The organism is Kitasatospora acidiphila, from assembly GCF_006636205.1.
GTDB classification, from domain to species: domain Bacteria; phylum Actinomycetota; class Actinomycetes; order Streptomycetales; family Streptomycetaceae; genus Kitasatospora; species Kitasatospora acidiphila.
In genome coordinates, this window is the sequence record NZ_VIGB01000003.1 from 3,948,731 (window position 1) to 3,975,392 (window position 26,662).

Genomic DNA, 26,662 nt, shown 5'->3' on the forward strand with positions numbered 1-26,662 from the left:
GTGCTGCTATGCGGGGTGCAGTGCCCAACTGCGCACCCGCGTGTACTGCGCAGGGCCCCCGTGGAACTCGCTGCGCATCAGATGGACCGCCGCCACCGTGAAATCCGCGCCCTGGAACGTCTCCAGCCGTTGGGCCGCCGTCCGGAGCGCCTTCCGCTCCTCGGCGTCAGGGTGGCCGCTGCGGCCAGCGCGGGCCAGGGTCAGATGCGGGTGGAAGGCGACCTCCTCACCCAGGTCCGGTGCCTCCTCCCCCAGCACCTCGCCCGTCACCGTGGTCACCGAGCGCGCCAGCCCCCGCAGCGCCCAGGTCTCACCGGCCAGCCCGACCCAGAGCACCCGGTCGTGGAAGTGCCCGCCCCCGGCGAGCCGCAGCCGGTGCACCGGGTGTCCCAGTACCGCCTGCGCGAGCCCGTCCTCCAACGCCGGCAGTCGCTCCTCGTCCACCGCGCCCAGGAACGCCAGCGTCAGATGCCGCCCCTGGGGTGCCGTCCAGCGAAGCCGCTCCGCGCCCGGCAGTTCACGCAGCGGCGCCACGGTGGCGTCCAGCTCGGCGAGTACCTCGGACGGGGCAGCACCGCGACGAAGAGCCTCATGACTCCATTCTCCGCCCGCGCCACCTCTTCCACGCCTTCGCGGCGGCCGGTCACGGGGTCCGGAGGGGTCCCCGTGGCCAGACGCGGCTGCGGAGCTCGCCATCCCCATCAGGCGGCGTCGAGGGCGCTGGTGATCTTGCGGACCAGGTCCGCCATGGTGGGAGTGAGATCGCTACGGTGAGTCGCCGCTTCGATGGCGACGGTGATGGTGCTGCGGAAGTTGTCGGCCTCGGCCGGGTCCTGCCGCTTCAGCAGGCTCATGGCCTCCGTCAGGGCCGGCAGCACCTGGTCGGCCATGGCGGCCACGGACGTGTCGGCCAGCTTCACGGCTCCCGGCTTCTCGGCGAGCACGTGCCCGACCGCGCCGGTCGCGGAGGCCAGGGCGATGGAGCCGTCGGTGGCGATCCGGTGCGGCTTGCCACCGGCCGCGCCGGCGGCCGTCAGCAGCGAGACGGCGCCGTACGCGGCGGTCCGCAGGGTGGCCTTGTCCTGGTCGCTCAGGGTGAGGGTGATGCTCATGGTGGTGCGCTCCTCTGGGTGGGTTGTTCCAGGTGGGTTGGACGGGTGGAGTGCGGGCTAGGCGCGAGTCGCCCGGTCGACGACGTCGCGGATCGCCTGGACCACGAGGTCGGCCCGCTCGAAGCACAGCTGGCTGTGGTTGGTGTCGGTGAGGATGCGCTGTTCGCCGTCCGAGACCGCGCCCGCCATGGACGCGTACAGCCTGGTCTTGCCGTCGTGCAGCTCGCGCAGCGCCTCCTCCGACATCAGCGCCTGCTGGGCAGGGTCGACGGCCAGCGGGGTGAGCGCGATCAGCGGGACGTCGGGGATGTCCGCCCCGGAGCGCAGTTCGTCGGCGAGGGCAGCCATCGAGGCGCGTTCGGCGATGCCGGCGTGGATCCACCGGTCGCTCACGTGGTACTCGACCAGCGACTCCCGCACGTGCTCCGGGTAGTCGGCCAGCATCTCGGCGACGAACCCGCGCATGAACGGCAGCGCCTGCCGCAGCTGCTCCTCGGTCGGTGCGATCTGCTCGGTCGCCGCCAGGCTCAGCTCGGCGGGCACGAAGTCGTCCCAGTCGCGGTGGAAGGCGTCCAGCCAGACCAGCCCGGCCACCTCCTGCGGGTAGAGCTGGGCGAACCGGTGCGCGTAGGCGCCGCCGAGGGAGTGCGCCACCAGGACGTAGGGGCCGGCGATGCCCTGGGCGTGCAGCAGCTCGTGCAGTTCGGTGGCGACCGCGGTGCCGGTGCGCGGCAGTGCGGCCGGGTCGCTGTAGCCGGTGCCGGCGCGGTCGTACGTCACGGCGGTGGTGAACTGCGCGACCTGCTGCTGGATGCCGAGGTAGTCCAGGCCGACCGCGCTGGCGCCGGGCAGGAACACGACGGCCGGTCCGTCGCCGCTGCCCGCCTGGTGCACGAAGATGCGGCGGCCGTCGATCTCCTGGAACCCGCCGAGCGGAGGGGTCAGCTGGGTCGAAGTGGTGTTGTTCGCGGTGGTGTTGTTCGAAGTCATGCGTCAACTATCGGCAGCTCGCCTGACACCACCCTGTCGCCGCCCTGACACGGCCGCTGACACGGCGTTCCACCTGGTTCGCGCGTCAGTCGACCGGCCCGCCCGCGACGTAGACGACCTGCCCGGAGACGAACCCCGCACCGGAGCTGACCAGGAACGACGCGGTGTGCGCGATGTCCTCCGGCTGGCCCACCCGGCCGACCGGGATGGACTGCCGCGCATGGTCCTCGAACTCCTCGAAGGTGCGGCCGAGTCGCCGGGCCGACAGCCTCGTCATGTCGCTCACCACGAACCCCGGCACGATGGCGTTGACCGTCACGCCGTGCTTTCCGAGTTGCAGGGCAAGGGACTTGTTGACTGCTCCTCCGGTGGAAGCCGAGGAATTCCAGCTTCTCGCGGTGGGACTTCTGACTCACGATGCCTTCCGCAGCTACGCCGCGTCAGGTCTTCTACGATCAACGCCAGCCGGGGTCAGACCAGCCCGAATGAGCATCACGTGCGCAGAGTTCTTGTCTCTGGGGGATGCGGTTCCGCACGGGGTGCAGGTGTAAGTACGCTCACCCAGCGGCAGTGCATGCTTGGCTCTCGTCATGCAGTGCGCGCAGTCCATCGTGGTGTATGCGGGGTGTACGAGGTGCACGGTCCGGCCGTGCTTGCGGCCCGTCTCGATCCTGCTCTTGAGGGCCCGGATCGCGAATCTTGAATCACCCTACGGCTCCTCGCCGATACCGATGTCCGCCTGACCGCAGAAGCGAAAGCGCGAGAGGCTGTCCATCAACTCACAGATCTCCCAACTGCCTGAGGTCGCCCTCAACGCCCGCCCTTCGAGGACGGTGAACACCGGCCTGGTCACCCGGGCCCGCGCCGGGCGGCAGGTGCTCTACCGACGCAGCACCCTCGGCGACCAACTGGCCCCCTCCCCCACGTGACGCAGGTCACCACTGCCGGGTGCAGCAGCTGCCGGCCGGCCGCCGTCATGGGGCAGGAACCGTAGCAAGGAGAATCTGTGGGTAGCTGGCAGCGGGCCGAGCGGCTCGACTTCGTCGAGTTCGTCCAGCAGCGCTCTGCGGCACTCTTCCGGACCGCCTACGTGCTGACCGGCCATCAGCAGGTGGCCGAAGACCTGGTGCAGGAGGCGCTGGAGAAGGCGTGCCGGCGCTGGCGGCGGATCGCGGCGACCGACTCGCCGGAGGCGTATGTGCGGCGGATCCTGGTCAACCTGGCCAACGACCGCTGGCGGCGCGCCAAACGGGCCGGCGAGCGGTTCGAGGTGCCCGAGCGGGCCGACCCGCACGACTCGTACCGGCAGGTGGAGCTGCGCGACGGGCTTGTCCGGGCACTGCACGCGCTGCCGATCGGCATGCGCACCGTGGTGGTGCTGCACTACCTGCACGACCAGGGACCGGATGAGATCGCCGAGACGCTGGGCATCACGGCGAGCTCGGTGCGCTCCCAACTCTCCCGGGGCGTGGCCAAGCTCCGTATGTCCGAGATCAACTTCCCGCAGTTCGAAGGTGCTTGATGACGATCCCGCAGCACGGTTCCGACACCCCTGATCCCGAGTTCGGAAAGGCGCTGACCCACGCTATGGAGAACTTCGCGAACGACCCGCAGCCTCCGGTCTTCAACGCGCCCGCGATGGTCGGCCGGGCCAGGCGGCGCCGACGCCTGATGGTGGGCGGTGCGGCGGCCGCAGTGGTGGTGCTGGGGGCGGGGGTGGCCTTCGGGGCTCAGGCCGCGCGACCGGGGACGGGGCAGGTGAACGCGGCGGTCGGCGCGGTCGCCACGAACACCGCACCCGCCACACCCGCCTCCTCCGGCACCCCTTCCGCCGGGCCGACCTCGACCCCCGCCTCCTCCGGCACCCCCTCCCCCGGGCCGACCACCGCCTCACCCGCGATCGCAGGGTCGGTCGTGGTGCCGGCCGTCATCGGTCAGTCCGAGGCCACGGCTCGGCAGGTGCTGGCCGCCGCCGGGCTGCAGGTGGGCACGGTGCACGACTTCACGGACTGGCACACGGCGGCGGGGCTGGTGATCTCCACGCAGCCCGCGGCCGGTGCGAGCGTCCCGGGGGGCACGGTGGTCAATCTGTTCGTGTCCAAGGGAAAGCCGTAGCCGGAGCCCTGACACGCCGCCACCACCCGGTGTAAACAAGATCGTATGAAGATTCGACCCGGTGGCCCCGACGACGTCCCAGCCATTCTCGCCATGCTCGACACCACCATGGAATGGCTGGTCGCCCAGGGGCGCACCGGTCAGTGGGGCGACCAGCCGTGGTCCACCAATGAGGCCCGGGTGGCTCAGCTGACCAAGTACGCCACCGACTACCTGATGCGCATCGCGGAGGACGACGACGGCCGGCTGATCGGCGTCTGCGTGCTCGCCCAGGAGCTCTCGGAGTACATCCCGCCCGCCGACCTGCCCGAGCTCTACCTGCGCTTCCTCGCCACCGACCGGACCCGCAAGAACACCGGTGTCGGCGCCGCCCTGATCGCCGACGCCCGCGCCGAAACCGCCCGCCGCGGCCTGCCCCTGCTGCGCGTCGACTGCTACGGCGGCGACGACCGCCGACTGGTCGCCGCCTACCGCGCCCTCGGCTTCACCGAGACCGAGCCCTTCGAGGTGCCGCGCCCGGACGGCACCCCGTGGCCGGGCCAGCTCCTGGAGATCCGGCTCGGCTCGCCGCAGGCCGGTGGTGCGTCGTGACCGCGCCCGAGCCGACCATCCTCGCCACCTCCGGCGGCCACCGTCCCGGCGGGCGCACCATGGTGGCGTTCAACTCCCTGGTGCACCACGCGGTCGAGCTGTCGGGTGCGCACGGCCGCCGGCCCCGGGTGATGTACATCGGGACGGCGATCGGCGACGCCGAGCACTTCACGGCGCGGATGCTGGAGGCCGGCCGGGCCGCCGGGTTCGACCTGACGCCGCTGACCCTGTTCCCGATGCCCAACCTCGAGGACATCGAGAGCGCCGTTCTCGAGCAGGACGTCGTCTGGGTCATGGGCGGTTCGGTGGCCAACCTGCTGGCCGTGTGGCGGGTCCACGGGCTCGACGCGATCCTGCGGCGCGCCTGGGAGGCCGGCGTGGTGCTCAGCGGCGTCAGCGCCGGATCGATCTGCTGGTTCCAGGGCGGCGCCACCGACTCCTTCGGCCCTCAACTGCGCCCGATCACCAACGCACTCGGCTTCCTGCCCTACGGTAATGGCGTCCATTACGACGTCGACGCGGGACGCCGCCCACTGATCCACCAGCTCGTCGCGGACGGCACCCTGCCGGAAGCGCACTGCACCGACGACGGCGTGGGCCTGGTCTACCGCGGCACCAAGCTGGTCGAGACCGTGACCGAAACCCCGGGCAAGGGCGCCTACCTGGTCACCCGTGACGGCACCTCAGCCGTCGAGGAGCGCCTGGAACCCCGTCTGCTCCCCGCCCCGCCGCGCTGAATCCGCGCGCCGCCGAGGCTCCCCGGCACTGAGGCACCCCGGCCCCGGGCGGGCGCTCCAGGCCGGGTGCTCCGGGGCGGGCGGCACCGCCCGCCCCGGCCAGGCGTCAGCAGGCCGCCGCCAACTCCCGCTTGCGCTCCACCAGATGCGCCTCCCCCTGGCGCGGGACGAAGGCCACCACGCGGCCGCCGTTGCCGCGGTGGAGGTCGACTTGCAGGCGCAGGTCGGCGCAGCGGGCCAGGACCAGGCCGACGGCCACGGCGGCGAGCAGCGAGACCGCGCCGCAGGCGAGCAGGCCGAGGCGCGGGCCGTAGCTCGCGGTGACCCAGCCGACCAGCGGGGCGCCGACGGGCGTGCCACCGGTGAAGACCAGCACCAGCAGGCCCATCACCCGGCCGCGCATCTCCGGGTCGGTGGCCAGCTGGACGTAGGAGTTGACCGTGGTGTTGAAGGTCAGCCCGAAGACGCCGATCAGGGTGAGCAGCAGCGCGAAGCTCCAGTAGCCGGGCGCCACCGCCGCGACCGTCTCCAGCAGGCCGAAGGCCACGGCCGCACCGGTCAGCAGGCGCAGCCGGGGGTTGCCTCGGCGGGCGGCGATCAGGGCGCCGGTGAGCGAGCCGAGCGCCATCGCGGTGTTCAGCAGGCCGTAGAGGCCGGGGCCGACGTGGAAGGTGCGGTAGGCGAAACCGGAGAGCAGCGTCGGGAAGTTGAAGCCGAAGGTGCCGATGAAGCCGGCCAGCACCAGCGGCCACATCAGGTCCGGACGCTCCTTCACATACCGCAGGCCCTCGCGCAGTTGGCCCTTCTCGCGCGGGATCCGCTCGACCGGGCGCAGCTCGCTGACGCGCATCGCCAGCAGGCCGGCGATCACCGCGGCGAACGAGAGCGCGTTGAGCGCGAACGCCCAGCCGCTGCCGACCGCGGCGATCAGCAGGCCGGCCACCGCCGGGCCGACCAGGCGCGCGGTCTGGAAGTTCGCGGCGTTCAGGCTGACCGCGTTGGCCAGGTCCTTCGGACCGACCATCTCGGAGACGAAGGCCTGCCGGGTCGGGGTGTCGAACACGGTGACCAGGCCGAGCAGCAGCGCGAAGGCGTAGACGTGGTACTCGGTCACTGCGCCGGAGATGGTCAGCGCGGCGAGTCCCGCCGCCAGCGCGCCCATCGCGCCCTGGGTGACGATCAGCAGTCGCCGCTTGGGCATCCGGTCGGCCAGCACCCCGCCGAAGAGGCCGAGCAGCAGGGTGGGCAGGAACTGCATGGCGGTGGTGACGCCCACCGCGAGCGGGCTGCCGGTCAGGCTCAGCACCAGCCAGTCCTGGGCGATCCGCTGCATCCAGCTGCCGGTGTTGCTGACGATCTGACCGGCGAAGAAGTACCGGTAGTTGCGCACCCGCAGCGAGGAGAACATCCCCCGGGTCGGGTGAAGCGGGCCCCGGTGGGGCCTGCCGTGGCCGTTGGGCCTGGTGCGGCGGGGTCAGCCGCCGCGGTGCGTTCCTCGGGGTCGTTGGTATGGCTTCCCTTGCTCATATGGTCGGTTCCTCTCGTTCGCGGTTCGCCGGGCTACCGCCACCCGGCCGTGCCAACCATGTCCGAGAGCTACAGATGCGCCAGCCGGTACAGCGCGGGAGCCGCCTCCCGCACCGCCGCCCACTCCTCGTCGGTCAGCTGGGAGGCGAGTTCGGCCAGCCAGGCATTGCGCCGCCGCCGGGACTCGTCGAGGATCTCGGCCGCCTGCTCGGTCATGCTGACCACCACCTGGCGCCGGTCCTGCGGGTGCGACTCGCGCCGCACCAGACCCTTCTCCTCCAGCATCGCGATGATGCGCGTCATGGACGGCGGCTGCACGTGCTCGCGCCGCGCCAACTCCCCAGGCGTGGCACTGCCGCACCGCGCCAACGTGCCCAGCACGCTCATCTCGGTCGGGCTGAGCGACTGCTCGACGTGCTGGTGCTTCAGACGACGGGACAGACGCATCACAGAGGACCTCAGCTGATTGACAGCGACGAGGTCCTCCTCGGACATCTCGGACATGATACTTAGCTTACGTCATTACTCTAGCTAAATAAAAATCGGCATGCGCGAGCCGACCGCCCGAGCCACCCGGAAGAGGGAAAGGAGAAGAGAAGAGGGGAAGAGACAGGTCAGTGCGGGAAGGCCCGGTGGCTGCGCCAGCTGGTGTGCTCGCGGGACACCGCGTCCTCCACGTCGCCCGCAAGGCTGGCCCACTGGGCCTCGGCCGCCGGGTCGTTGAGGTCGAGCACGGTCAGCTTGCCCCAGACCACGTCGAGCTCCTTGGCCGCCAGCCGGTAGGTGGAGACCAGCGGGCGCAGCTGCTTCAGCTGGTTCCAGGCGATGATCGCGGCGGCCGCCGCCGCGCAGACGCCGAACAGACTGACCGAGAGCACCCCGGCCGCCTGGGCCACCGCCGCCGCGCCACCCAGGATCATCAGCGTCACCGTGCCGAGCCCCCAGGAGACCGCCTGCGACTCATAGGCGCTCGCCTTCGCCAGGTACCAGGTGCGCTGGCCCTCCACCCGGACCCGCAGGTACCCGGTCCGCCGGTCGACCAGCCCCGCGGCCCGCAACTCCCGCATGCCGTCGGTGATCTCCGGTGCCGCGCCGGCCGGAAGTGCCCCGGAGTCCTCGAAGGTCCGCAGCACCTCGGCGACCTGCGCGCGGTACTCCTCGTCCGCCTCGGGGGAATCGGCCGGGCCGCCGAACGGCCGGGCCCGCACCGTGTACTTCCAGGCCAGCGTCTTGACCGATTCGGCCGCTGCGCGGGCCTCGAACCACCGGGCCTGGGGATTGACCGCCCGCAGGCGGGACCAGAACCAGCCGGCCACCACGAAGGCGGCCACGGATATCAGCGGCGCGACCCCGGAGTCACCGCCCGTCGCCGCGCCGACCGCCGCCGCGACCACCAGCATCACGATCATCCCGCGGTTCCAGCGCAGGGTCTGGCGCTGTGCGGCGATCGAGGCCTGGTCGGCCGTCTGGAACGGCTCCGGCAGGAAGTCGGCCTCGTCGATCCCGGACGGGTCCCATCGCACCATCAGAGAGTGCCCCCTCACGACTCAGGAGGCAGTATGCCCACCGTCAACACGGCTACACAGAGCGCTTTCCGGCCACCTGGCGCCAACTGGCCGCCCGGCGCGCAGCGGCTGCCGCGTCGTTGACGGCCCGTCAGCGGCGCCGGGCCGGCACCACCGCGGCCACCAGCGCCATCACCGCGCCCAGCACCCCCAACTCGCCCAGCAGCAGCCAGCGCACCGGCACTGCCGCCGCCGGCCCCACCGGAGCCGCCGCGAGCCCCAGCAGAACGCCGAGGACGGCCAGCACCACCAGGACCGCCAGCACGGCGGCCCCGCGCCCGGACTCCCGGACCATCGGTCGAGCTTGCTGTCTCACCATCGCCATGAGTCCAGCGTCCCGGACAGGACCGCCGCGCGGTACCCGGGAGCGACCCCGAAATGCCCCTGAGTCCGCCTCCCCCCGGGGGACGAGCAGAGGATGCGGAAGGAGGAGCACGGGTGGACCGGAGGATGAGCCGGGCGGACGATCTGGCCCATCGTCACCATGCCGTGGACGGACGGGTGGAACCCCATTGAGACCGGTCGCCGACGACCGATACCCTGCGCTCGGCCCATACGTTGTTCACACCGTATTACAGACCCCTCACACTTCCACCGGTCCCGCCGGCACCCACCGGGGAGGAACCCTGATGAGGGAGCGCAGCCGCGCCCCGCACCGCCCTGGCAGCCGGTTTCGCCAGTAGGGCCCAACTCGCACGTCCGACACGTCTCTTGGGGGAAACAGCATGAGACTCGGCCGCCTGGCCGCCACATCCCTGCTCGCCACCGCACTTGCGGCGAGCGCCGCGAGCCCCGCACTCGCGGCCGGCTCGCCCTCGGCACGCGCGGCGAGCGCCGGCACCGGAGTCCCGGGCGACATCGACGGGGACGGCACTCCGGACGTCGTGCAGGGCGTCGGCAACTCCCTCGGCGCGTTCCCCGCCGGCGCGTCCGCGTTCACCGCCTCGACCCAGGCGGCCGCTCCGGAGTCAGGGACGACCTGGGGCCAGTACGTGATCACCCACCGGGGCAGCCTGAACGGCGGCAAGACCGATGACCTGGTGCTCCTCAGCCCCGGCTCGCACCATGTCTACGTCTATCCCAACGACGCCGAATCCGGCGGTGTGCCAGGGCACTTCACCCACAAGGACAAGGTCCTGACCGTCGCCAAGCCGGCCACCTGCGCCGCGGGCGACTGCACCGGCTACGACCCGACCTGGAACTCCACCACCCAGATCCTGGCCACCGACGGCGGCAGCGGGGCCAACACCCAGCCGGCGCTGATCACGGTGGAGAACGGCAGGCTCTGGTACTACCCGGCGGCCGGGAGCGGCCCGTCCTTCGGCAATCCGGTGCTGCTCGGCACCGGCGACTGGAGCGGCACCTCCCTGATCGCCCCCGGCAAGGTCGGCGGCGTGCCGACCCTGTGGGTGCGCGGCTCGGGCGAGGTCGGCGCGATCGACAGCTTCCCGCTCACCTTCAAGGCCGACGGCACCCCCACCACCGTCCTCGCCGCCCCCGTGCCGCAGCCGCTGCAGAACGGGCTGGTGCAGACCGACGGCACCCACCTGTGCCTGTCGGTCTTCCCCGCAGGGGCCACCACCGGGCACCTCCCGCTGACCCTCGCGGCCTGCTCCGCCCCGATGACGGCGCACTTCCAGTTCGGCAACGACGGCACGGTCCATGCCTGGGGCGACTGCCTCGACGCCGCCACGGCCGGCCTGTCGACCTGCGACGGCCGTGACTCGGAGCAGCACTGGCAACCGGGCGACTACGACTCGCTGGTCGACTCGGCCTCCGGAAAGTGCTTCGGTTTCCCGCCCGTCATCTTCACCGACTCAATGCCCTCGATGGCCTCCTGCGACGTCTCACCAGGCCAGCGCTTCGGCGCCGCCGGCGGCAGCACCCCGGGCCCGCTGCCCGGCCGACTGGACCTGCTGCCGGGCTCCTACTACCAGACCGGCACCTCGGGTGGCCCGGTCAGCTCCGCCGGCGATGCCGACGGCACCGGCAGCCCGGCCCTGCTCTGGGACTTCAGCGGCCGCGTCTACAGCTACCCGGGCCTGCCGCCGGTCAACGGAGTCGCCCAGCTCAGCCCCGCGCGCATCCCGCTCGGGTCCGACACTCCGTACGCCATGACGGCGCCCGGCGACCTCCTGACCCTCCAGGGCATCCCCGGCGACGTCAGCTACGGTCCCTGCGCCAAGCTGACCATGCAGGAGGACGGCAACCTGGTCTACAGCGACTACCAGGGCAAGGTCCTCTGGTCGGCCGGCACCGCCGGCCACCCGGGCGCCGCAGCGGCCTGGGACCCCACCAAGGGACTCGTCGTCCAGGAGGCCCGCCAGACGCTGTGGAGCGCCGGACCGGCCACCCTGAACGGCCGCTACCTGGCCCTCACGTCCGACTGCGACCTGGTGGTCACGGACCTGAACGGCAAGGCGCTCTGGGGCACCGGCAGCTACGAGCCCGCCCACGACCCGAACGGTTACGGCATCGCGCCCGGCACCACCCTGCACGCGGGCAGCTCCCTGCCCGGCACCACCGGTGTCCACCTCCAGGTGACCGCCACCGGCGACCTGGAGCTGGTCGGCACCGACGGCAAGCTGCTCTGGACCGCCGGCACCTACGGCCACCCGGGCGCCTACGCCACCTTGCAGCCCGACGGCGATCTGGTGGTCCAGGACGCCGCCGGCAACCCGCTCTGGTCCAGCCACACCGGCGGCCACCCGGGTGACCACCTCACCGTGCAGAACGACACCAACCTCGTCATCTACGACGCCGCCGACACGCCGATCTGGAGCAGGGGCACGTCCGGTGCCGCGTTCGCCGCCGGGACCAGCCTGGCGAGCGGTCAGTCGCTGCAGGGGCAGCGCGCCCGGCTGAGCATGCAGGCCGACGGCAACCTGGTGCTCTACTCGCAGGCAACCGGCCGCTCCCTCTGGTCCACCAGCACCTGGGGCCACCCCGGCGCCACCGCCACCCTTCAGCCCGACGGCAACCTGGTCGTCTACGGCGCCGACCACAACTCCCTCTGGTCCACCGGCACCTGGGGCCACCCCGGCGGCCGCGCCATCCTGCTGGACACCGCCGACCTCGCCGTCTTCGACAGCCTGGGCAACCAGCTCTGGCACAGCGGCACCGACGTCACCGGCCCGCTCTACCGCGGCGCGGTGGTCAACCCGGGCGACCGGCTGCCCTCGGGCTACGTGATCGACAACTCCCGCTACCAGGGCACCAAGCTGAGCATGCAGGCCGACGGCAACCTGGTGCTCTACGGATCCAGCGGCCGGGCCCTGTGGTCGACCGGCACCTGGGGCCACCCCGGCGCCTACGCCGTCGTGCAGCCCGACGGCAACTTCGTGCTCTCCGGCGCCGACCACAACGCCCTCTGGTCCACCGGCACCTGGGGCCACCCCGGCGCCTACGCCGTCGTGCAGTACGACTCGAACGTCGTGCTCTACGACGCCGACGGCCGCTCCCTCTGGTCCACCGGCACCTGGATGCAGCACTGACCCGATCCCGGTAACCAGTCGAGCCCGGCCCCGCACCAGCGGGACCGGGCTCGACTGCCTTGCAGAAGCCGCTACTTGGACCCCAGGAGGGCGGACGACGGGCGGCACCCGCTCGGCTACCTCAGTCAGCCGTCCCCGCCGGCACGACCCAGCGCACGGGCTGGCCGGTGATCGCCGCGATCATGTCGTAGTCGCCGTCGTAGTGCAGCACGGTGACCGCATGCCGCTCTGCCGTGGCCGCGATGAGCATGTCGGCCATCGACAGCGCACGGTGGCTGCCCCGGAACAGGGCCTGACGCTGGATGAACTTGGCACGGTCCCATACCTCGTCAGTGCACGGCAGATAGTCGAAACCCCGCAGTAGGTGCTGAAGGCGTTCCGCTTCGGCTGCCGTCCGGGCGCTGTGCAGGACCTCCATCTCGACAACCGCACTGACCGCAAGCAGGGCCCGCTGTGAAAGATCGTCAAGGACCGGCCGCACCGAGGGCTTACCCCACCGCGCGAGAGCCGACTTGTCGATCAGGAAGCGCTCACGGCTCACGCAGCAGCCTCGCTGCCGGATTCACCGAGCAGGTCGAACTCACCGCTGGCAATGGCGTCCGCCAGCTCTATCCGGCGGGCCAGCTTGACGGCCTCCAGCAGGGCGGCGTTGACCGTCGCGACCTTGGTGGTCGTGCCGAAGAGGCGCTGCGCCTCTTCGAGGAGGTCGTCGTCGAGGTCGATAACGGTGCGCGTCATGATCGCTCCCCACGGATTGACTCAGGCTTCATGATATCGCCGAGGCCCTGGAAGAGATATCGAACAACCTGCACCCGGTCATCCGAAAGGGCCGCAAACGCGAAGCGCCGCCCCGGAGGCAGTCTCCGGGGCGGCGCTCAGCCGGGCGGCGGGGGCGGTCTACTTGGCCAGCCCCAGCGCCGGCATCATGTAGTAGAAGGCGAAGACCGCCGCCACCGCGTACATCGCGACCGGCACCTCACGCCACCGACCGGTGGCGATGCGCAGCACGCAGAAGACGATGAAGCCCATGCCGATGCCGTTGGTGATGCTGTAGGTGAACGGCATCAGCACCATGGTCAGGAACGCCGGGATGGCGATCGTGTAATCGGACCAGTCGATGTCGCGGATCGAGTTGGCCAGGATCAGGAAGCCGACGGTGACCAGGGCCGGGGTAGCGGCCTGGGCCGGGACCATGGTGGCCAGCGGGGTGAGGAAGAGCGCGAGCATGAAGAGCGCGCCGGTCACCAGGCTGGCGAAGCCGGTGCGCGCCCCCTCGCCGACGCCCGCGGTGGACTCCACGAAGCAGGTGTTGGCGGAGGAGGAGGTGGCGCCGCCGGCGGCGGTGGCGATGCCGTCCACCATCAGGACCCGGTTGATGCCGGGCAGGTCGCCGTTCTTGTCCAGCAGGTGCGCCTCGTCGGCGACGCCCAGGATGGTGCCCATCGCGTCGAAGAAGGCACTCATCAGCACGGTGAAGACGAACAGGATGCCGGTGAGCGCGCCGACGTGCTGGAAGCCGCCGAACAGGCTGACCTTGCCGACCAGGCCGAAGTCGGGGGTGGCGACCGGATTGCCGGGCCACTTGGGCACCGTCAGGCCCCAGGAGTCGGCGGGCAGGTTGGCCGCCTTCTGGATCACCACGGCGACCACGGTCATCGTCGCGATGGAGATCAGGATCGCCCCGGGCACCTTGCGGACCACCAGCACCAGGGTGAGCAGCAGGCCGAGCACGAAGACCAGCACCGGCCAGCCGTGCAGGTGGCCGCCGATGCCCAGCTCCAGCGGGACGGTGGTGTGGGCCGCGTCCGGGATCCGGCTGACGAAGCCGGAGTCGACGCAGCCGACCAGCGCGATGAACAGGCCGATGCCGATCGCGATGGCCTTGCGCAGGCCGAGCGGCACGGCGTTCATCACGCGTTCCCGCAGGCCGGTGGCGACCAGCAGCATGATGCAGAAGCCGGCCAGCATCACCATGCCCATGGCGTCGGGCCAGGTCATCTTGGGCGCCAGCTGGAGCGCCACGATGGTGTTGACGCCCAGACCGGCGGCCAGTCCGATCGGCACGTTGCCGATCACGCCCATCAGCAGCGTGGTCAGCCCGGCGGTCAGCGCGGTCGCGGTGACCAGCTGCGGGAAGCTCAGCGTGTGCTTGTTGATGTCCACGGCGTTGGACAGGATGATCGGGTTCAGCACCAGGATGTAGGCCATGGTGAAGAAGGTCGCGACGCCACCGCGGATCTCCCGGGCAGGCTGGAGCCGCGCGCGGAGATCTTGAAGTAGCGGTCGATGGCGCCGGTGGGGGAAGCGGGCGCCGGGGGCTCGGGCGACTCCACGGTCGGCTGGGCCACGGAAGGCATGCGTCGTCCTCAGATGGGGGTGGAGGAAGTCTTCAGTATGGGTCGGCCGGTCGTGCACGCGCCATCTTCGCGCGTAGATGCGCGTGCCAGCATGGCGGCGCGCGCGGACACGTACGCTACGTCCCATGCCGAAGAGCCCGATCCATCCCGCACCGCCGCCCCTGGAAGCCAATGACGTCGCGATCGTCGGCGGCGGCACGGTGCTCTGGTTCCTGGGCTTCCTGGTGCTGCTGCCGTTCCAGGACACGCTGAGCCGGCAGGGGCACGGCAACTGGCCGTGGATCTGCCTGTCCGGCGGGCTGCTCGGCCTGATCGGGCTCTGGTACTGCCGGGCCCGGCGGGACGCGATCCGGCGCGCCCGGGCGGCCGGCTCCGAGTAGCGGCACCCCACCCCCTTCCGGCTCGACCGGCTCATCCACCCGACTGACCCGCCCCCTCCTTTCGGCCGCTCGACACCGGCCCATAGGAGGACGCACCGGACATTTGCCGCACGTAGAGTCGGTGCCATGACGCACCCCTCGGAGCAGCGCGACCCCGGCGCCCACGCCGGCGGCCCGGCCGCCACCCGCCAGCGCGGGCTGAGCACTGCCGAGGTCGCCGAGCGGGTGGGCCGCGGCCAGGTCAACGATGTGCCGGCGCGGTCCAGCCGGTCCGTGCGGGAGATCGTCCAGGCCAATGTCTTCACCCGGTTCAACGCGATCATCGGGGTGCTGTTCGCCATCATCCTGGTGGTCGGGCCGATCCAGGACGGGCTGTTCGGCCTGGTGATCGTGGCCAACACGGCGATCGGGATCATCCAGGAGATCCGCGCCAAGCGCACCCTGGACAGCCTGGCGCTGATCGGCGAGGCCCGCCCGGCGGTGCGCCGGGACGGGCAGGCGATACAGATCCCGGTCTCCCAGATCGTGCTGGACGAGACCGTGCTGCTCGCCATCGGCGACAAGGTGGTGGTCGACGGCGAGGTCATCGAGGAGGACGGCCTGGAGGTCGACGAGTCGCTGCTCACCGGCGAGCCCGATCCGGTGCTCAAGCAGCCGGGCGACCAGGTGATGTCCGGCAGTTTCGTGGTGGCCGGCGCCGGCGCCTTCACCGCCACCAAGGTCGGCCGCGAGGCCTACGCCGCCCAACTGGCCGAGCAGGCCAGCCGGTTCACCCTGGTCAAGTCAGAGCTGCGCAGCGGCATCGACACCATCCTGCGGTACGTCACCTATCTGCTGATCCCCACCGCGATCGGCCTGGTGATCAGCCAGTGGGCGGTGCGGGGCAACGACTGGCGGGAGGCGGTCCGGCGGACCGTGGCCGGCATCGTGCCGATGGTGCCGGAGGGGCTGGTGCTGCTCACCTCGGTGGCCTTCGCGATCGGCGTGATCCGGCTCGGCCGCAAGCAGTGCCTGGTGCAGGAGCTGCCGGCGATCGAGGGCCTGGCCCGGGTGGACACGGTCTGCCTGGACAAGACCGGCACCCTCACCGAGGGCGGCATGGACGTGCGGGAGCTGCGGCCGCTGGCGCCCGAGCCGGCCGACGAGGCGACGCTGCGTCAGGCGCTGGGCGTGCTGGCGAGCGCGGACGCCCGGCCCAACGCCAGCATGCAGGCGGTGATCGACGCCTTCGGCGAGGGCGGTCCGGAGCGGGAGCGCTGGCTGCTGCTGGAGGCGATGCCGTTCTCCTCGGCCCGCAAGTGGAGCGGGGCGCAGCTGCTGGAGCCGGGCGGCGGCGAGGGCAGCTGGCTGCTCGGCGCGCCGGACGTGCTGCTGCCCGAGGGCCATCCGGCGCTGGAGCAGGTGGACGAGCTGGGTGCGCAGGGCCTGCGGGTGCTGCTGCTGGGCCGCTCCCCCGTGCCACTGGACGCCCCCGACCCGGCCAAGGACCTGCAGCCGCTGGCCCTGGTGGTGCTGGAGCAGCGGGTGCGGGCGGATGCGGCCGACACCCTGCGGTACTTCGAGCAGCAGCGGGTCGAGGCCAAGGTGATCTCCGGGGACAGCGCCGTCTCGGTCGGCGCGGTGGCGGCGAGCCTGGCGCTGCCGGGGGCCGAGCACCCGGTGGACGCCCGCACCCTGCCCGCCGACCCGCCGGCGCTGGCCGACACCGCCGAGCGGACCACCGTCTTCGGCCGGGTGACTCCGCAGCAGAAGCGCCTGCTGGTCGGCGCCCTGCAGTCGCGCGGCCACACCGTGGCGATGACCGGTGACGGCGTCAACGACGTGCTGGCCCTCAAGGACGCGGACATCGGCGTGGCGATGGGCTCGGGCAGCGACGCCACCCGGGCGGTGGCGCAGATCGTGCTGCTCGACGACCGGTTCGCCACGCTGCCGATGGTGGTGGCGGAGGGGCGCCGGGTGATCGGCAACATCGAGCGGGTGGCCGGGCTCTTCCTGGTGAAGACGGTCTATGCGGTGCTGCTGGCACTGCTGGTGGTCTTCACCCAGCTGCCGTATCCGTTCCTGCCCCGGCACTCCACCCTGCTCAGCAGCCTGACCATCGGCATCCCGGCGTTCTTCCTGGCGCTGGCGCCCAACCAGGAGCGGGCCCAGCCGGGGTTCGTCCGCCGGGTGCTGCGGCTGGCGGTGCCCTGCGGGCTGATCGCCGGGACGGCCACCTTCACCTCCTACGCCCTGGCCCGCGCCAACCACGCCACCGACCTCAAGGCCGACACGAGTGTGGCCACCCTGACGCTCTTCCTGGTCGCCCTCTGGGTGCTGGCGATCGTGGCCCGGCCGTACACCTGGTGGCGGTTGCTGCTGATCGCGGCCATGGCCGGAGCCTTCGCCCTGGTGCTGCTGATCCCCTGGCTGTCGGACTTCTTCCAGCTGAACCTGGCCGGCTACCGCGACCCCTGGACGGGGGTGGCGATCGCGCTGGTCGCCGGCCTGCTGCTGGAGGTGTCCTGGCGGTTCGTGCGGCGCGGGTTCCCCGCGACGGCGGAGCAGCCGGCCGAGCCCCGGCCTATGCCGCGCTGAAGAAGCTCTTCGCCCGCGCCATCGCGCCCTCGTCCTCGACGACTCGGCCCGGCTGGTTGGCGTAGCCGAGCAGCGCGCCGCCCCAGTGCATCTTCAGGTACTCGCCGCTCATGCGCAGGGTGGTCACCAGCGCGTCCGAGGCCGCCGGGTCCTCGGTGGAGCTGGCGCTGACCGCCCAGAGCGTCTTGCCGGCCATCCGGGCCCGGAAGTCGTAGCCCGGCACCCGCATCCAGCCCGCCCAGTGGTCCAGGTAGAGCTTGGCGTCGGCGGAGACGCTGTACCAGTACAGCGGGGAGGCGATCACCAGGTCGGTGGCGGCGAGGGTGGCCTCCAGCAGGGTCCGCTCATGGCCCTCGGGCTGCGGGTAGACCCCCTCGCCGTCGTGCCGCCGGTCGGCGAACGGCGCCAGCGGCAGTTCACCGAGGCGCAGCCAGCGCTGCTCGGTGCCGGCGGGCAGCTGTTCGGCCGCCCGCCGGGCAAGGAGTTCGGTGTTGCCGTCGTGCCGGCTGCTCGCCAGCAGGAAGAGGAAGCTGCGCCCGGGGTTGTCGATCATGACCGACACCCTAGGCAAGCCCCCGAAACGCTGTCACTCCCGTTCGGGTCAACCTCCGACACGTTGGTTCACCCCTCGGGGAGCTGCGTCAGCCCTCGAAGTCGCGGGCCGCCGAGAGCTCATAGGCGCGGTCCGGCTCGGTGAGCGCGGCCAGCACCTCGAAGCGGCGGTGCCACTGCCCACCGACCAGGCCAGACCGGCGGCCAGGCCCTCGGGCGTGGCGGCGTGCAGCAGACCCGGCACCGGCGGCACCTCGAACTCAGGATCTTCGACATCCCCCTCGCTTTGCGGGTCCTCCGGGTCGTACGGCAGCTCCGGGCTGGGCGCCGCCGCGTCCCAGCGCCAGTCGACGGCCGCCTCCGAGCCGTCAGGGCCGACCACCAGCAGCTCCTCGTGCTCCTCGTAGGCCGCCGGGCAGCCGGGCAGCAGCTCCCGGACGAACGGCGACACCCGGTGCAGGGTGCCCTCCGAGAGCACCCGGCCGCCGGCGATCTCGCTGGCCAGCGAGACGTGCAGCCGCTCGGCCAGCACCGGCGCCAGCGCGGGCGCCACCGGCACCAGCGGGTACGGGTGGAGCAGCGCCACCAGGTCGGGGGCGTCGGCCACCACCGCCTCGGTGGCGTCCACCACCACGGTGTGCGCCGGGCGGCGCCCGGTCTCCGGATCCAGCGGCGGCAGCGCCCGCACCACCTCCAACGGCTCCGCGTCAAAGGCCTCGACGCGGCCCAACGACGAGTAGATGCCGTGCAGTTGGCGATGCGTCACCTCACTGTCCGGGTCGGTGAGCCGGTCGAGCAGCTCCTCCGCTCCGTGCGGCTCGGCGAGCAGCGCCGCCAGCGTGGTGCGCACCCCGAGGGCGTGCAGGAACTCCGGGTCCAGCGTGGTGCGGGCCTCGTCGTAGAGGCCGCGGAGCAGCCAGTCGGCTCCGGCCGCGCGCAGCCCGGCCGGCTCCCGCCCGTCCAGCACCGGGTGGTCGCGCAGCCACCAGGCGGTGTACGGCGGCAGGTCGGCGTACCGCCCGTCCGGCAGCAGCGCCCGCACCGGCGCCACCACCGCGTCCCGGTAGGGCGGCCGGGCCAGCAGGGCCAGCGCCTCGGGCCAGGCCTGATCGTCCACCAGGTCCAGGTCCCGCACCACCAGCAGCTCCCCGGCCACCGGCGGCACCCCCAGCTCGGCCTGGTCCTCGTGCAGCGCCTCGACCACCTCCTCGCACCAGTCGGCGAGCCCGTCCGGCGCCTCGTCCAGCAGCCCGGTCGGCCGGCCGCCCACGGCGCGGTCGGCGGGCGCGGTCGGGTCGAGCCGCTCCAGGTCGTCGGGGTCGAGCACCGCGTCCTCGGCGCGGACCAGCACGAAGTCGGCGAGCACCCCGACCGCTGCCAGCACCTCGGAGCCCCAGCGGTCCAGCAGGTCCTCGTCCACGAACGGCGCGTCGTCGGGCCGGGCCAGCTGGGCGAACGGGCTGTCCGGCAGCAGGAGTTCACCGGCCCGGGCGAGCTCGCCCTCGTCGTCCGGCAGCGCCAGCCGGGCCAGCCAGGGGTGCTCGCCGGGCTGGGTGCCGGCCGCCTTGACCAGGCCGAGCACCGCGTCCGCCAGGTCCACGGCGCCGTCGAAGTCCTCCTCGCCGACGTCCAGCGAACGGACCACGGCGGCCCGCAGCTCGGGGGTGGCCAGGATCCCGGCGGGGGTGGCGGTGGTGGCGCCCAGCTTGGCCAGCAGCGGGTGCGCCGCCTCCGGGTGGGCCAGCCGCAGGTCGAACAGCTCCAGCGCCTCGGCCAGCGACTGCGGATAGTCGGGGAAGCCGGCCCAGTCGGCGTCGTCCGAGGGCAGCAGCACCCGGCGCGGCCCGGTCAGCATCCGCCCGGTGGCCAGCGGCACCGGCAGCGCGCCCAGCGCCTCCGGGTCTGCGCCGGCCAGCGCCCCGTACAGGCTGCGCCACCAGGCCGGTTCCCGCTCCAGGCCGCCGAGTTGGTCGACGACCTCGGCCAGCGGCACCCGGCGCACCTGGAGCGCGCGCAGCTCCGGGCGGCGCTCCAGGCCGGCCGGCAGCAGGCCGGGGAAGATCGGCGCCAGCGCCTCGACCACCGAGCGGTCGGCGCCCTCCAGCAGGGTGGCGTCAACGGGGCGCAACGCCGGGGCGCCCTCGTCATCGGCGTCCGGGTCGACGGCGGTCGGGTGCGGCAGGAACGGGGTCCGCGGCAGCCGGGCCAGCACGCCGGTGCGCAGCGCGTTGTCCAGCGCGCCCTGGCCGAGCGGGCCCGGCACCAGGGAGAGCGAGCCGAGGTCGGCGCCGCGGGCCCGGAGCAGCTCGGCGTAGGCGTCGGCGGCCCGCTCGGTGAGGAAGTCGGTCAGCGGGCCGGGGGCGACGTGCCGGCGGGTGGAGTCCAGCGGGTAGGAGGCGATCAGCAGCGCGGGGATGCCCAGCGGCTCCTCGCTCGGGGTGGGCGCGTGCAGCACCGGCGTGACCGGGACCGACTCGGGGGCGCCGTCGGCGGCGACCGGGACGGCCCAGGTGACCGTCCAGTACGGCCGGGACCGCTCCTCCACCGGACGGTCCGCCAGCAGCTCCGGGTCGAGGGCGCCGGTGGCGGTGACGGTCTGCCAGCGGGACTCCTCGCCCCCTCCCCGATCCCGCCGGCCTCGCCGGTCCGGTCGGTGATGACGACCTCGGCCAGCCCGCTCTCGGAGCGCTCGACGGCGGCCCGGGTGAGGGTGCGCACGGTGCCGTCCGGGGTCTCCACCACCACCTCGCCGAGGCCCGGCAGGGTGAGCAGCAGCGCGTCGTCGATGCCGTCCAGCAGGGTGCGGGCGAGATCCTCGGCCGCGCCGTCGCGCAGCGGCAGCAGCACCACCGTGTCATAGCCGACCGGCGGCTCACCGGAGGCCGCGAACGGCAGCCGCAGCAACGGGAGATGGCCGTCGCGGCGGCGCAACTCCTCGGCCAGCTCGGACTGTTGGACGGCCTGACCGGCAATCAGCTCGCGGGCCTCGGCGAGCGACCAGCGCACGCCGCCGGCCTGGCCGACGATGGCCGGTTCGTCGCTGACGGCGACCACGGCGGCGAAGCCGACACCGAACCGACCCACCGTCATGGTGGCGTCGGAGCGCTTGGAGGAGGCCCGCAGGGTGGCCAGCGACTCGACGGCGGCGGCGTCCAGCGGGGCACCGGTGTTGGCGGCGGCCAGCACCCCGTCGCGCAGCGCCAGCCGCAACCGGCCGGGGCCGCGGCCGGCCCGGGCGGCGGCGTCGGCGGCGTTCTGCGCCAACTCGATGATCAGGCGGTCCCGGTAGCCGCCGAGGGCCAGCTCCTCCTCGGCGTTGGCGTCCTCCCGGAACCGGGCCGGGGAGGCCGTCCAGGCGTCCAGCACCCGACGCCGCAACTCGGCCGTACCGAACGGGTCGCCGATCTGCTCGTCACTGCCGCCACCGATGATGCGAGGCTCCACTGGACCCGCCGCCTTCCCCGTCTGTCACACCGGACACTGCTACGGGGGGCATTGTCTCGCGTTTCACCGACAGACTGCGCCCGGGCCCATCGGCGTGGACCCGGGCGGATCGGACGCCGATCAGGAGTGGCCGAGCTCCTCGGCCGGAGCGTCGGGCTCGACCGAGCCGCCGGCCCGGTCGGGGTGCAGGTGCAGCGGCTCGACGACGGTCTCGTCCAGGATCAGCTCGGCCGGCACCGGCGGGGCCGGCAGCACCGCTGCCTCGGAGTGGCCGCCGCAGCCGTAGGCGAGCGAGACGATCTGGCCGTCGGCCGGGCCGAACTCGTTGCCGCAGACGCCGAACGCCTGGCCCAGCGAGCCGCCGATCGGGATCAGGAAGCCGCAGCTGGTGCAGGTGGCGGGGGCCGACTGGGCCATCGGGGTCTGCGGGCCGTGGGTCTTCTCCCAGCGGTCCGCGGCCAGGTGCAGGCCGAGCCGGGAGAGCACCCGGGGGCGGCTCATGCCGAGCTCGTCGGCGACCGCGCCGATCTGGGCGCGGGCCGGGGCCGGCTGCACGTGCGGATCGCTCACCACGAGGTCGTCCTCGCGGTCGAAGAGCTCGGCGCCGGCGGCGCCCGGCTCGTCATCGCCGGTCCAGCCGGGCTCCAGGCGCAGGTCGTCGGCGTCGGTCGGCAGCAGGTCGCCGGGGCCCATGTCGCCCGGCCGCAGCCGCTCGCTCCACGGCACCCACTCGGGCGCCAGCACCGCGTCCGGGCCGGGCAGCAGCACGACCTCGTCGAGGGTGACCACCTTGGCGCGCGGCGCGCGGGCCACGGTCACCGCCCAGCGCCAGCCGCGGTAGGCCGGGTCCAGGCATTCGAACGTGTGGGTGACCACCCGCTCGGCCTCGGCGCGCGCCACCAGGTGCTCGCCGACGACCTCGGCGCCGACCGACTCGACCGCTGCCTGCCTGGCGAGCTCGACGGCCTCGGCACAGAGCCGGTCTGGGGTACGGCTTCGCATCGCAGCACTCACGGCGTCGGTTCTCTCCAGTCTTCTTACCTGCAGCCTAGTCGCCCGGTCACTCGCCCGGGCCGTTCCGAACCGTCCGGGGCCACCGGGTCGGGCACGGTCACCGGCCGGTCAGAACCAGCTCACCGCCCTATTCTGCGTGACCCGGAGCCCTGCGGGGACCGGCCGCGCCGCCGTCGGCTCCGGCCGAGGCGGACGCGCGCGCTCCGGCGCAGCGGCACGCGGACAGCAGGCTACCCGTCAAGAAGGTCTCGGCGACAGCCCGGCGAGCCGGGACCGGCGAGCGCCGCGCCGACCGGGCCGCGCCGCGCGGGGCCAATGCCCCGCACCTGTCCGGTTTGTCAGGCAGGATGGCGGTGTGACGGACGAGAACCCGTCGCAGCGCGCCCGGTCCGCGGCCGGGTCGAGCGGTGCGGACCCTGAGGATCCGCGGCCGGCCGGCCGGACGGCGGCTCAGGCGGGCGGTGTGCCGGGGCGGCAGTCGGCGGTCCCCGCCGCGGAGGACGGTCCGCGGTCGGCGGCCGATGCGGGGCTGCGCGAAGCAGCCGCAGGGCCTTCCGAGGAGCCGTCAGGGCCGTCGGACCCGTCAGAGCCTTTCGGGTCGTCGGAGCCCGAAGAACCCGAGGGGCCCGAGGGGCCCGAGGGGCCCGAGACGGCTCCCGTGGACACCACGCCGCGGCGCAACCTGCTGCTCCGCGGCGCAACCGCGGCCGGGATCGGCACCCGCAGGGCGGTGCAGGGCACCGGGCGCCGGATCCGCAAGGCCACCTCGGCCCAGGGCGCCGGGGAGTCCGGCCTGTCGAGCCTGATCGAGCTGCACGCGCTGAACTCCTTCGGCGACATGCTGATCACCATCGCGCTGGCCTCCACCATCTTCTTCTCGGTGCCCACCGACCAGGCCCGCGGCCGGGTGGCGCTCTACCTGCTGGTCACCATGGCGCCGTTCGCGGTGCTGGCCCCCGTGATCGGCCCGCTGCTCGACCGGGTGCCGCACGGCCGGCGGGCCGCGATGGCGACGTCGATGCTGGTCCGGGCGATCCTGGCGTGGTCCATGGCCGGCGCGGTGGTGAGCGGCAGCCTGGCGCTCTATCCGGCGGCGCTGGGCTGCCTGGTCGCGTCCAAGGCCTACGGCGTGGTGCGCAGCGTGGTGGTGCCGCGGCTGAAGCCGGCCGGAATCACGCTGGTCAAGGCCAACTCCCGGGTGACCCTGGCCGGGCTGCTGGCCACCGGGCTGGCCGCCGGGGTGGGCGGGCTGCTGCATCTGATCGGCCCCGGCTGGCCGCTGCGCGGCGCCTTCGTGGTCTTCCTGATCGGCGTCCTGATGGCCTTCCACCTGCCGCACCAGGTGGACTCGGCCAAGGGCGAGCAGCGCGCGGTGCTGCACGCCGAGCCCGACCCGGCGGCCCCCGAGGAGCAGCCGCAGCCGGCGGCCGACCGGCCCACGGGCCGCCTGCGCACGGTCGGCCCCGCGGTGATCCTCGGGCTGCGCGCAGTGGCCGCGCTCCGCTGGCTGACCGGCTTCCTCACCCTCTTCCTGGCGTTCCTGCTGCGGGTCGCCCCCGTCGGCGGGCTGACGCCGACGCAGTCGCTGGGCCTGCTGGCGGTGGCGGCCGGCGGCGGCAACGCGCTCGGCTCGGTGTTCGGCTCCTGGCTGCGCACCCGCGGCTCGGAGGCGATCATCACCACGATGCTGGCGCTGGCCACCGCCGCCGCGGTGGCCAGCACGCTCTGGTACGGCCTGGGGACGGTGATGCTGGTGGCCGCGGTGGCGGGCATCGCGGCCTCGCTGGCCAAGCTGGCGCTGGACGCGCTGATCCAGCGGGACGTGCCGGAGGCGGTCCGCACCTCGACCTTCGCCCGTTCGGAGACCCTGATGCAGCTGTGCTGGGTGGTCGGCGGCACGGTCGGGATCCTGCTGCCGCTGCACGGCACGCTGGGGCTTGCGGTGGCCACCGGGGTGCTCGCGGTGGCACTGGTGTGGACGGTGGTGAGCCTGATCCGGCTGGGGGCACGCCGCGGCGCACCGCACCCCCGCGTCGCGTGAGCGGCGGAGTTGGATAGCCTTCGTCCATGAGCCTCGACACCCGTGTCATCGCCGCCCTCGGCGCCGTGGTCGTGATCGGCGCCGGCACGCTCGGCGGGTCCATCGCGTACGCCTCCGGCCAGACCGAGCCGCTGTCCACCCAGGCGACCGTCACCATCGGCCGCGACTCCACCCGCTTCGAGCCGTCCTGCTACAACGGTGGCAAGCCGTTCGACGACGCCACCAACACGGCCTGCGCGGCGCTCTCCAACGACCCGACCAAGTTCAAGTCGCTGAGCATCACGAGCGTCGACCGGATCGGCGTCGGCATCGACGTGGACAGCGCCAAGAACGGCTGGAGCGCCTACACCAACGGTGGCGGCCAGGGCAACGTCGCGCTCGCGCGCTACCAGAAGGACAACACCTTCTCGGGGCTGGTCCCGGCGACCAACGTGCTGACCCAGGTGCGGGACACCACCCTGACCGTCGTCGAGTACGACCCCAAGACCGCGAGCTCGGGCAAGCCGAACTACATCGCCGTCTGGTTCGTCAACCTGAAGAACAACGCGGCCCCGGTCGGCTCCGCGCAGCCGCAGGACGCCCCGCAGGGCCAGTGACCCTGCCGCACCACGCTGACGAGCAGCCGACCCCGGGCCTTCGAGCCGGGGTCGGCTGCTCGTCGTCGTCGCGGTGGACGCCGAGGCCGAGGCGGTGCTGCGCGGCGCGCCCGCCGGCCGGGTGACGGTGGTGACCGCCGGGGTCGGCCCGGCCGCCGCCGCCGCGACCACCGCCTTCGCGCTGGCCGCCGGGCCGCACCCGCTGGTGGTGTCCGCCGGTATCGCGGGCGGTTTCGCGCCCGCCGCGCCGATCGGCGCCACCGTGGTCGCGGACCGGATCGTCGCGGCCGACCTGGGCGCGCAGACCCCGGACGGCTTCCAGGACGTGGCCGCCCTCGGTTTCGGCACCGTCGCGCACACCCCGCCGCCGACCGCCGTCGCGCGGGTCGCGCAAGCGCTCGGCGCCACCGCCGGGCCGGTGCTCACCGTGTCGACCGTCACCGGCAGCGCCGAGCGGGCCGCCGAGCTGACCCGCCGCCACCCGGGCGCGGTGGCCGAGGCGATGGAGGGCTTCGGGGTGGCCGAGGCCGCCGCCCGGCACGGCGTGCCGGCCCTGGAACTGCGCACCGTCTCCAACGCCGTCGGCCCCCGGGACCGGGCCGCCTGGCGGATCGGCGAGGCGCTGGGCGCCCTGGAACGGGCCTTCGCGCGCCTGCCCTACGACTCCCTGCTCACCTGACGTTCGAGGAGGCCCGACATGGCTGAGCCGCTGCGGATCGCGTACTCGCCCTGCCCCAACGACACCTTCGTGTTCCACGCCTGGACGCACGGCCTGCTGCCCGGCGCCGAGGCACCCGAGGTGCTGTTCGCCGACATCGACGTGACCAACGGCCTGGCCGAACGCGGCGAGCTGGATCTGCTCAAGGTCAGCTACGCGGCGCTGCCCTGGCTGCTCGACGAGTACGCGCTGCTGCCCTGCGGCGGCGCGCTGGGGCGCGGCTGCGGGCCGCTGGTGCTGACCAGGCCGGAGACTGCGGGCGACCTGACCGGCAAGACGGTGGCGGTGCCCAGCGAGCGGTCCACCGCCTACCTGCTGTTCCGGCTGTGGGCCGCCGAGGCGGTGCCGGGCGGGCTGGGCGAGATCGTGGTGCTGCCGTTCCACGAGATCATGCCGGCGGTGCGGGACGGCCGGGTGGACGCCGGGCTGGTGATCCACGAGGCGCGGTTCACCTACCAGAACTACGGGCTGGTCAAGCTGGCCGACATGGGCGAGGCCTGGGAGGCGGCGACGGGGCTGCCGATCCCGCTGGGCGCGATCATCGCCAAGCGCTCGCTGGGCGCGGCCCGGCTGCGCGAGCTGGCCGCCGCGATCTCCGCCTCGGTGCGGGCCGCCTGGGACGATCCGGCGGCCTCCCGGGAGTACGTCATGGCGCACGCCCAGGAGATGGACCCCGAGGTGGCGGACCAGCACATCGGGCTCTATGTGAACGAGTTCACCGCCGAGCTGGGCGAGGACGGCTACGCGGCGGTGCGCGGACTGCTCGACCGGGCGGCGGCGCAGGGCCTGGTGCCGGCGGTGGCGCCGGACGCGCTGGCCTTCCCGTAGGAGGCGGGCGCGCCCGGCGCGGCG

At 73.0% G+C, this 26,662-nt stretch carries 22 protein-coding genes and 4 pseudogenes; 11 read left to right on the forward strand and 15 right to left on the reverse strand.

Annotated elements, in window-relative coordinates:
* Positions 1-6: 6 nt before the first annotated feature.
* From thpR to E6W39_RS18450, 5 genes and pseudogenes are all read right to left on the reverse strand, one after another.
* Positions 7-702 (reverse strand): RNA 2',3'-cyclic phosphodiesterase, encoded by a 696-nt coding sequence (thpR, locus tag E6W39_RS18430; RefSeq protein ID WP_141634451.1) that lies wholly within the window; start codon positions 700-702, stop codon positions 7-9.
* Positions 702-1,112 carry a hypothetical protein gene (locus tag E6W39_RS18435; RefSeq protein WP_141634452.1) on the reverse strand — a complete coding sequence of 137 codons (411 nt, stop codon included), beginning with the start codon at positions 1,110-1,112 and terminating at the stop codon, positions 702-704. The genes thpR and E6W39_RS18435 overlap by 1 nt, the downstream gene beginning before the upstream one ends.
* A 57-nt stretch (positions 1,113-1,169) precedes the next feature.
* On the reverse strand, positions 1,170-2,102 hold the full coding sequence (locus E6W39_RS18440; RefSeq protein ID WP_141634453.1) for an alpha/beta fold hydrolase: 933 nt from the start codon (positions 2,100-2,102) through the stop codon (positions 1,170-1,172).
* 85 nt (positions 2,103-2,187) lie between these two features.
* Positions 2,188-2,448 (reverse strand): annotated as a pseudogene (locus tag E6W39_RS18445) (SDR family oxidoreductase); the annotation flags it as partial.
* 84 nt (positions 2,449-2,532) lie between these two features.
* Positions 2,533-2,796, reverse strand: a pseudogene (locus tag E6W39_RS18450) (zinc ribbon domain-containing protein); the annotation flags it as partial.
* 312 nt (positions 2,797-3,108) lie between these two features.
* Here E6W39_RS18450 and E6W39_RS18455 point away from each other — a divergent pair.
* Genes E6W39_RS18455 through E6W39_RS18475 form a run of 4 tightly spaced genes read left to right on the forward strand, consistent with a single transcriptional unit; the run spans position 3,109 to position 5,545 of the window.
* The gene (locus tag E6W39_RS18455) at positions 3,109-3,624 is read left to right on the forward strand and encodes a SigE family RNA polymerase sigma factor (RefSeq protein ID WP_141634455.1); all 516 of its coding nucleotides are present in this window, start codon (positions 3,109-3,111) and stop codon (positions 3,622-3,624) included.
* Complete coding sequence (locus tag E6W39_RS43005; RefSeq protein WP_267286700.1) at positions 3,624-4,217, forward strand: PASTA domain-containing protein; 594 nt, start codon at positions 3,624-3,626, stop codon at positions 4,215-4,217. The genes E6W39_RS18455 and E6W39_RS43005 overlap by 1 nt, the downstream gene beginning before the upstream one ends.
* 45 nt (positions 4,218-4,262) lie before the next feature.
* Positions 4,263-4,808: a GNAT family N-acetyltransferase gene (locus tag E6W39_RS18470; RefSeq protein WP_228718210.1), complete on the forward strand. Its 546-nt coding sequence runs from the start codon at positions 4,263-4,265 to the stop codon at positions 4,806-4,808.
* A complete protein-coding gene (locus E6W39_RS18475) occupies positions 4,805-5,545 on the forward strand; it encodes a Type 1 glutamine amidotransferase-like domain-containing protein (protein WP_141634456.1) in 741 nt (246 codons plus the stop codon). The genes E6W39_RS18470 and E6W39_RS18475 overlap by 4 nt, the downstream gene beginning before the upstream one ends.
* A 106-nt stretch (positions 5,546-5,651) precedes the next feature.
* Here the strand turns inward: E6W39_RS18475 and E6W39_RS18480 are convergent, their stop codons facing one another.
* The 4 genes from E6W39_RS18480 to E6W39_RS18495 form a co-directional block, all read right to left on the reverse strand.
* On the reverse strand, positions 5,652-6,953 hold the full coding sequence (locus E6W39_RS18480; RefSeq protein WP_141634457.1) for an MFS transporter: 1,302 nt from the start codon (positions 6,951-6,953) through the stop codon (positions 5,652-5,654).
* 188 nt (positions 6,954-7,141) lie between these two features.
* Positions 7,142-7,576, reverse strand: a complete 435-nt coding sequence (locus tag E6W39_RS18485) for a MarR family winged helix-turn-helix transcriptional regulator (protein ID WP_101381777.1) — start codon at positions 7,574-7,576, stop codon at positions 7,142-7,144.
* A gap of 110 nt (positions 7,577-7,686) precedes the next feature.
* Positions 7,687-8,598 (reverse strand): DUF4231 domain-containing protein, encoded by a 912-nt coding sequence (locus E6W39_RS18490; protein WP_141634458.1) that lies wholly within the window; start codon positions 8,596-8,598, stop codon positions 7,687-7,689.
* Between the two features lie 130 nt (positions 8,599-8,728).
* Positions 8,729-8,962, reverse strand: a complete 234-nt coding sequence (locus E6W39_RS18495; protein ID WP_220140230.1) for a hypothetical protein — start codon at positions 8,960-8,962, stop codon at positions 8,729-8,731.
* Between the two features lie 400 nt (positions 8,963-9,362).
* Between E6W39_RS18495 and E6W39_RS18500 the strand changes: the two genes are divergently transcribed.
* Positions 9,363-12,131, forward strand: a complete 2,769-nt coding sequence (locus E6W39_RS18500) for a hypothetical protein (RefSeq protein ID WP_141634460.1) — start codon at positions 9,363-9,365, stop codon at positions 12,129-12,131.
* 121 nt (positions 12,132-12,252) lie between these two features.
* Here the strand turns inward: E6W39_RS18500 and E6W39_RS18505 are convergent, their stop codons facing one another.
* The 3 genes and pseudogenes from E6W39_RS18505 to E6W39_RS18515 all read right to left on the reverse strand — a co-directional run bounded on the left by E6W39_RS18505 (position 12,253) and on the right by E6W39_RS18515 (position 14,488).
* Positions 12,253-12,672, reverse strand: coding sequence for a PIN domain nuclease (locus tag E6W39_RS18505; RefSeq protein ID WP_141634461.1), 420 nt, complete (start codon positions 12,670-12,672; stop codon positions 12,253-12,255).
* A complete protein-coding gene (locus E6W39_RS18510) occupies positions 12,669-12,869 on the reverse strand; it encodes a type II toxin-antitoxin system VapB family antitoxin (RefSeq protein ID WP_141634462.1) in 201 nt (66 codons plus the stop codon). Before E6W39_RS18510 ends, E6W39_RS18505 begins: the two co-directional genes overlap by 4 nt.
* Before the next feature lie 159 nt (positions 12,870-13,028).
* Positions 13,029-14,488, reverse strand: a pseudogene (locus E6W39_RS18515) (NCS2 family permease).
* 125 nt (positions 14,489-14,613) lie between these two features.
* Here E6W39_RS18515 and E6W39_RS18520 point away from each other — a divergent pair.
* Together E6W39_RS18520 and E6W39_RS18525 are read left to right on the forward strand one after the other, a co-directional pair.
* Positions 14,614-14,868 carry a DUF2530 domain-containing protein gene (locus tag E6W39_RS18520; protein WP_141634463.1) on the forward strand — a complete coding sequence of 85 codons (255 nt, stop codon included), beginning with the start codon at positions 14,614-14,616 and terminating at the stop codon, positions 14,866-14,868.
* Positions 14,869-14,994: 126 nt separating this feature from the next.
* Positions 14,995-17,445 (forward strand): cation-translocating P-type ATPase, encoded by a 2,451-nt coding sequence (locus E6W39_RS18525; protein ID WP_141634464.1) that lies wholly within the window; start codon positions 14,995-14,997, stop codon positions 17,443-17,445.
* Here E6W39_RS18525 and E6W39_RS18530 read toward each other — a convergent pair.
* The 3 genes and pseudogenes from E6W39_RS18530 to E6W39_RS18540 all read right to left on the reverse strand — a co-directional run bounded on the left by E6W39_RS18530 (position 17,432) and on the right by E6W39_RS18540 (position 22,443).
* Complete coding sequence (locus tag E6W39_RS18530; RefSeq protein WP_141634465.1) at positions 17,432-17,998, reverse strand: flavodoxin family protein; 567 nt, start codon at positions 17,996-17,998, stop codon at positions 17,432-17,434. The two genes, E6W39_RS18525 and E6W39_RS18530, sit on opposite strands and share 14 nt — an antisense overlap.
* A gap of 88 nt (positions 17,999-18,086) precedes the next feature.
* Positions 18,087-21,441 (reverse strand): annotated as a pseudogene (locus E6W39_RS18535) (sacsin N-terminal ATP-binding-like domain-containing protein).
* A gap of 120 nt (positions 21,442-21,561) precedes the next feature.
* Entirely contained in the window at positions 21,562-22,443 is an 882-nt protein-coding gene (locus E6W39_RS18540; protein WP_141634466.1) for a DUF3027 domain-containing protein, read from the reverse strand.
* 670 nt (positions 22,444-23,113) lie between these two features.
* On the opposite strand from E6W39_RS18540, the gene E6W39_RS18545 reads away from it, so the two are divergent.
* From E6W39_RS18545 to E6W39_RS18560, 4 genes are read left to right on the forward strand one after another with little or no spacing between them, the layout of a single operon-like run.
* Positions 23,114-24,496 carry an MFS transporter gene (locus E6W39_RS18545; RefSeq protein ID WP_407658398.1) on the forward strand — a complete coding sequence of 461 codons (1,383 nt, stop codon included), beginning with the start codon at positions 23,114-23,116 and terminating at the stop codon, positions 24,494-24,496.
* Between the two features lie 26 nt (positions 24,497-24,522).
* Positions 24,523-25,092 carry a hypothetical protein gene (locus tag E6W39_RS18550; RefSeq protein ID WP_141634467.1) on the forward strand — a complete coding sequence of 190 codons (570 nt, stop codon included), beginning with the start codon at positions 24,523-24,525 and terminating at the stop codon, positions 25,090-25,092.
* Positions 25,093-25,147: 55 nt separating this feature from the next.
* On the forward strand, positions 25,148-25,771 hold the full coding sequence (locus E6W39_RS18555) for a futalosine hydrolase (protein ID WP_141634468.1): 624 nt from the start codon (positions 25,148-25,150) through the stop codon (positions 25,769-25,771).
* 18 nt (positions 25,772-25,789) lie between these two features.
* Positions 25,790-26,638, forward strand: a complete 849-nt coding sequence (locus E6W39_RS18560; RefSeq protein WP_141634469.1) for a 1,4-dihydroxy-6-naphthoate synthase — start codon at positions 25,790-25,792, stop codon at positions 26,636-26,638.
* The last annotated feature ends 24 nt before the right edge of the window (positions 26,639-26,662 follow it).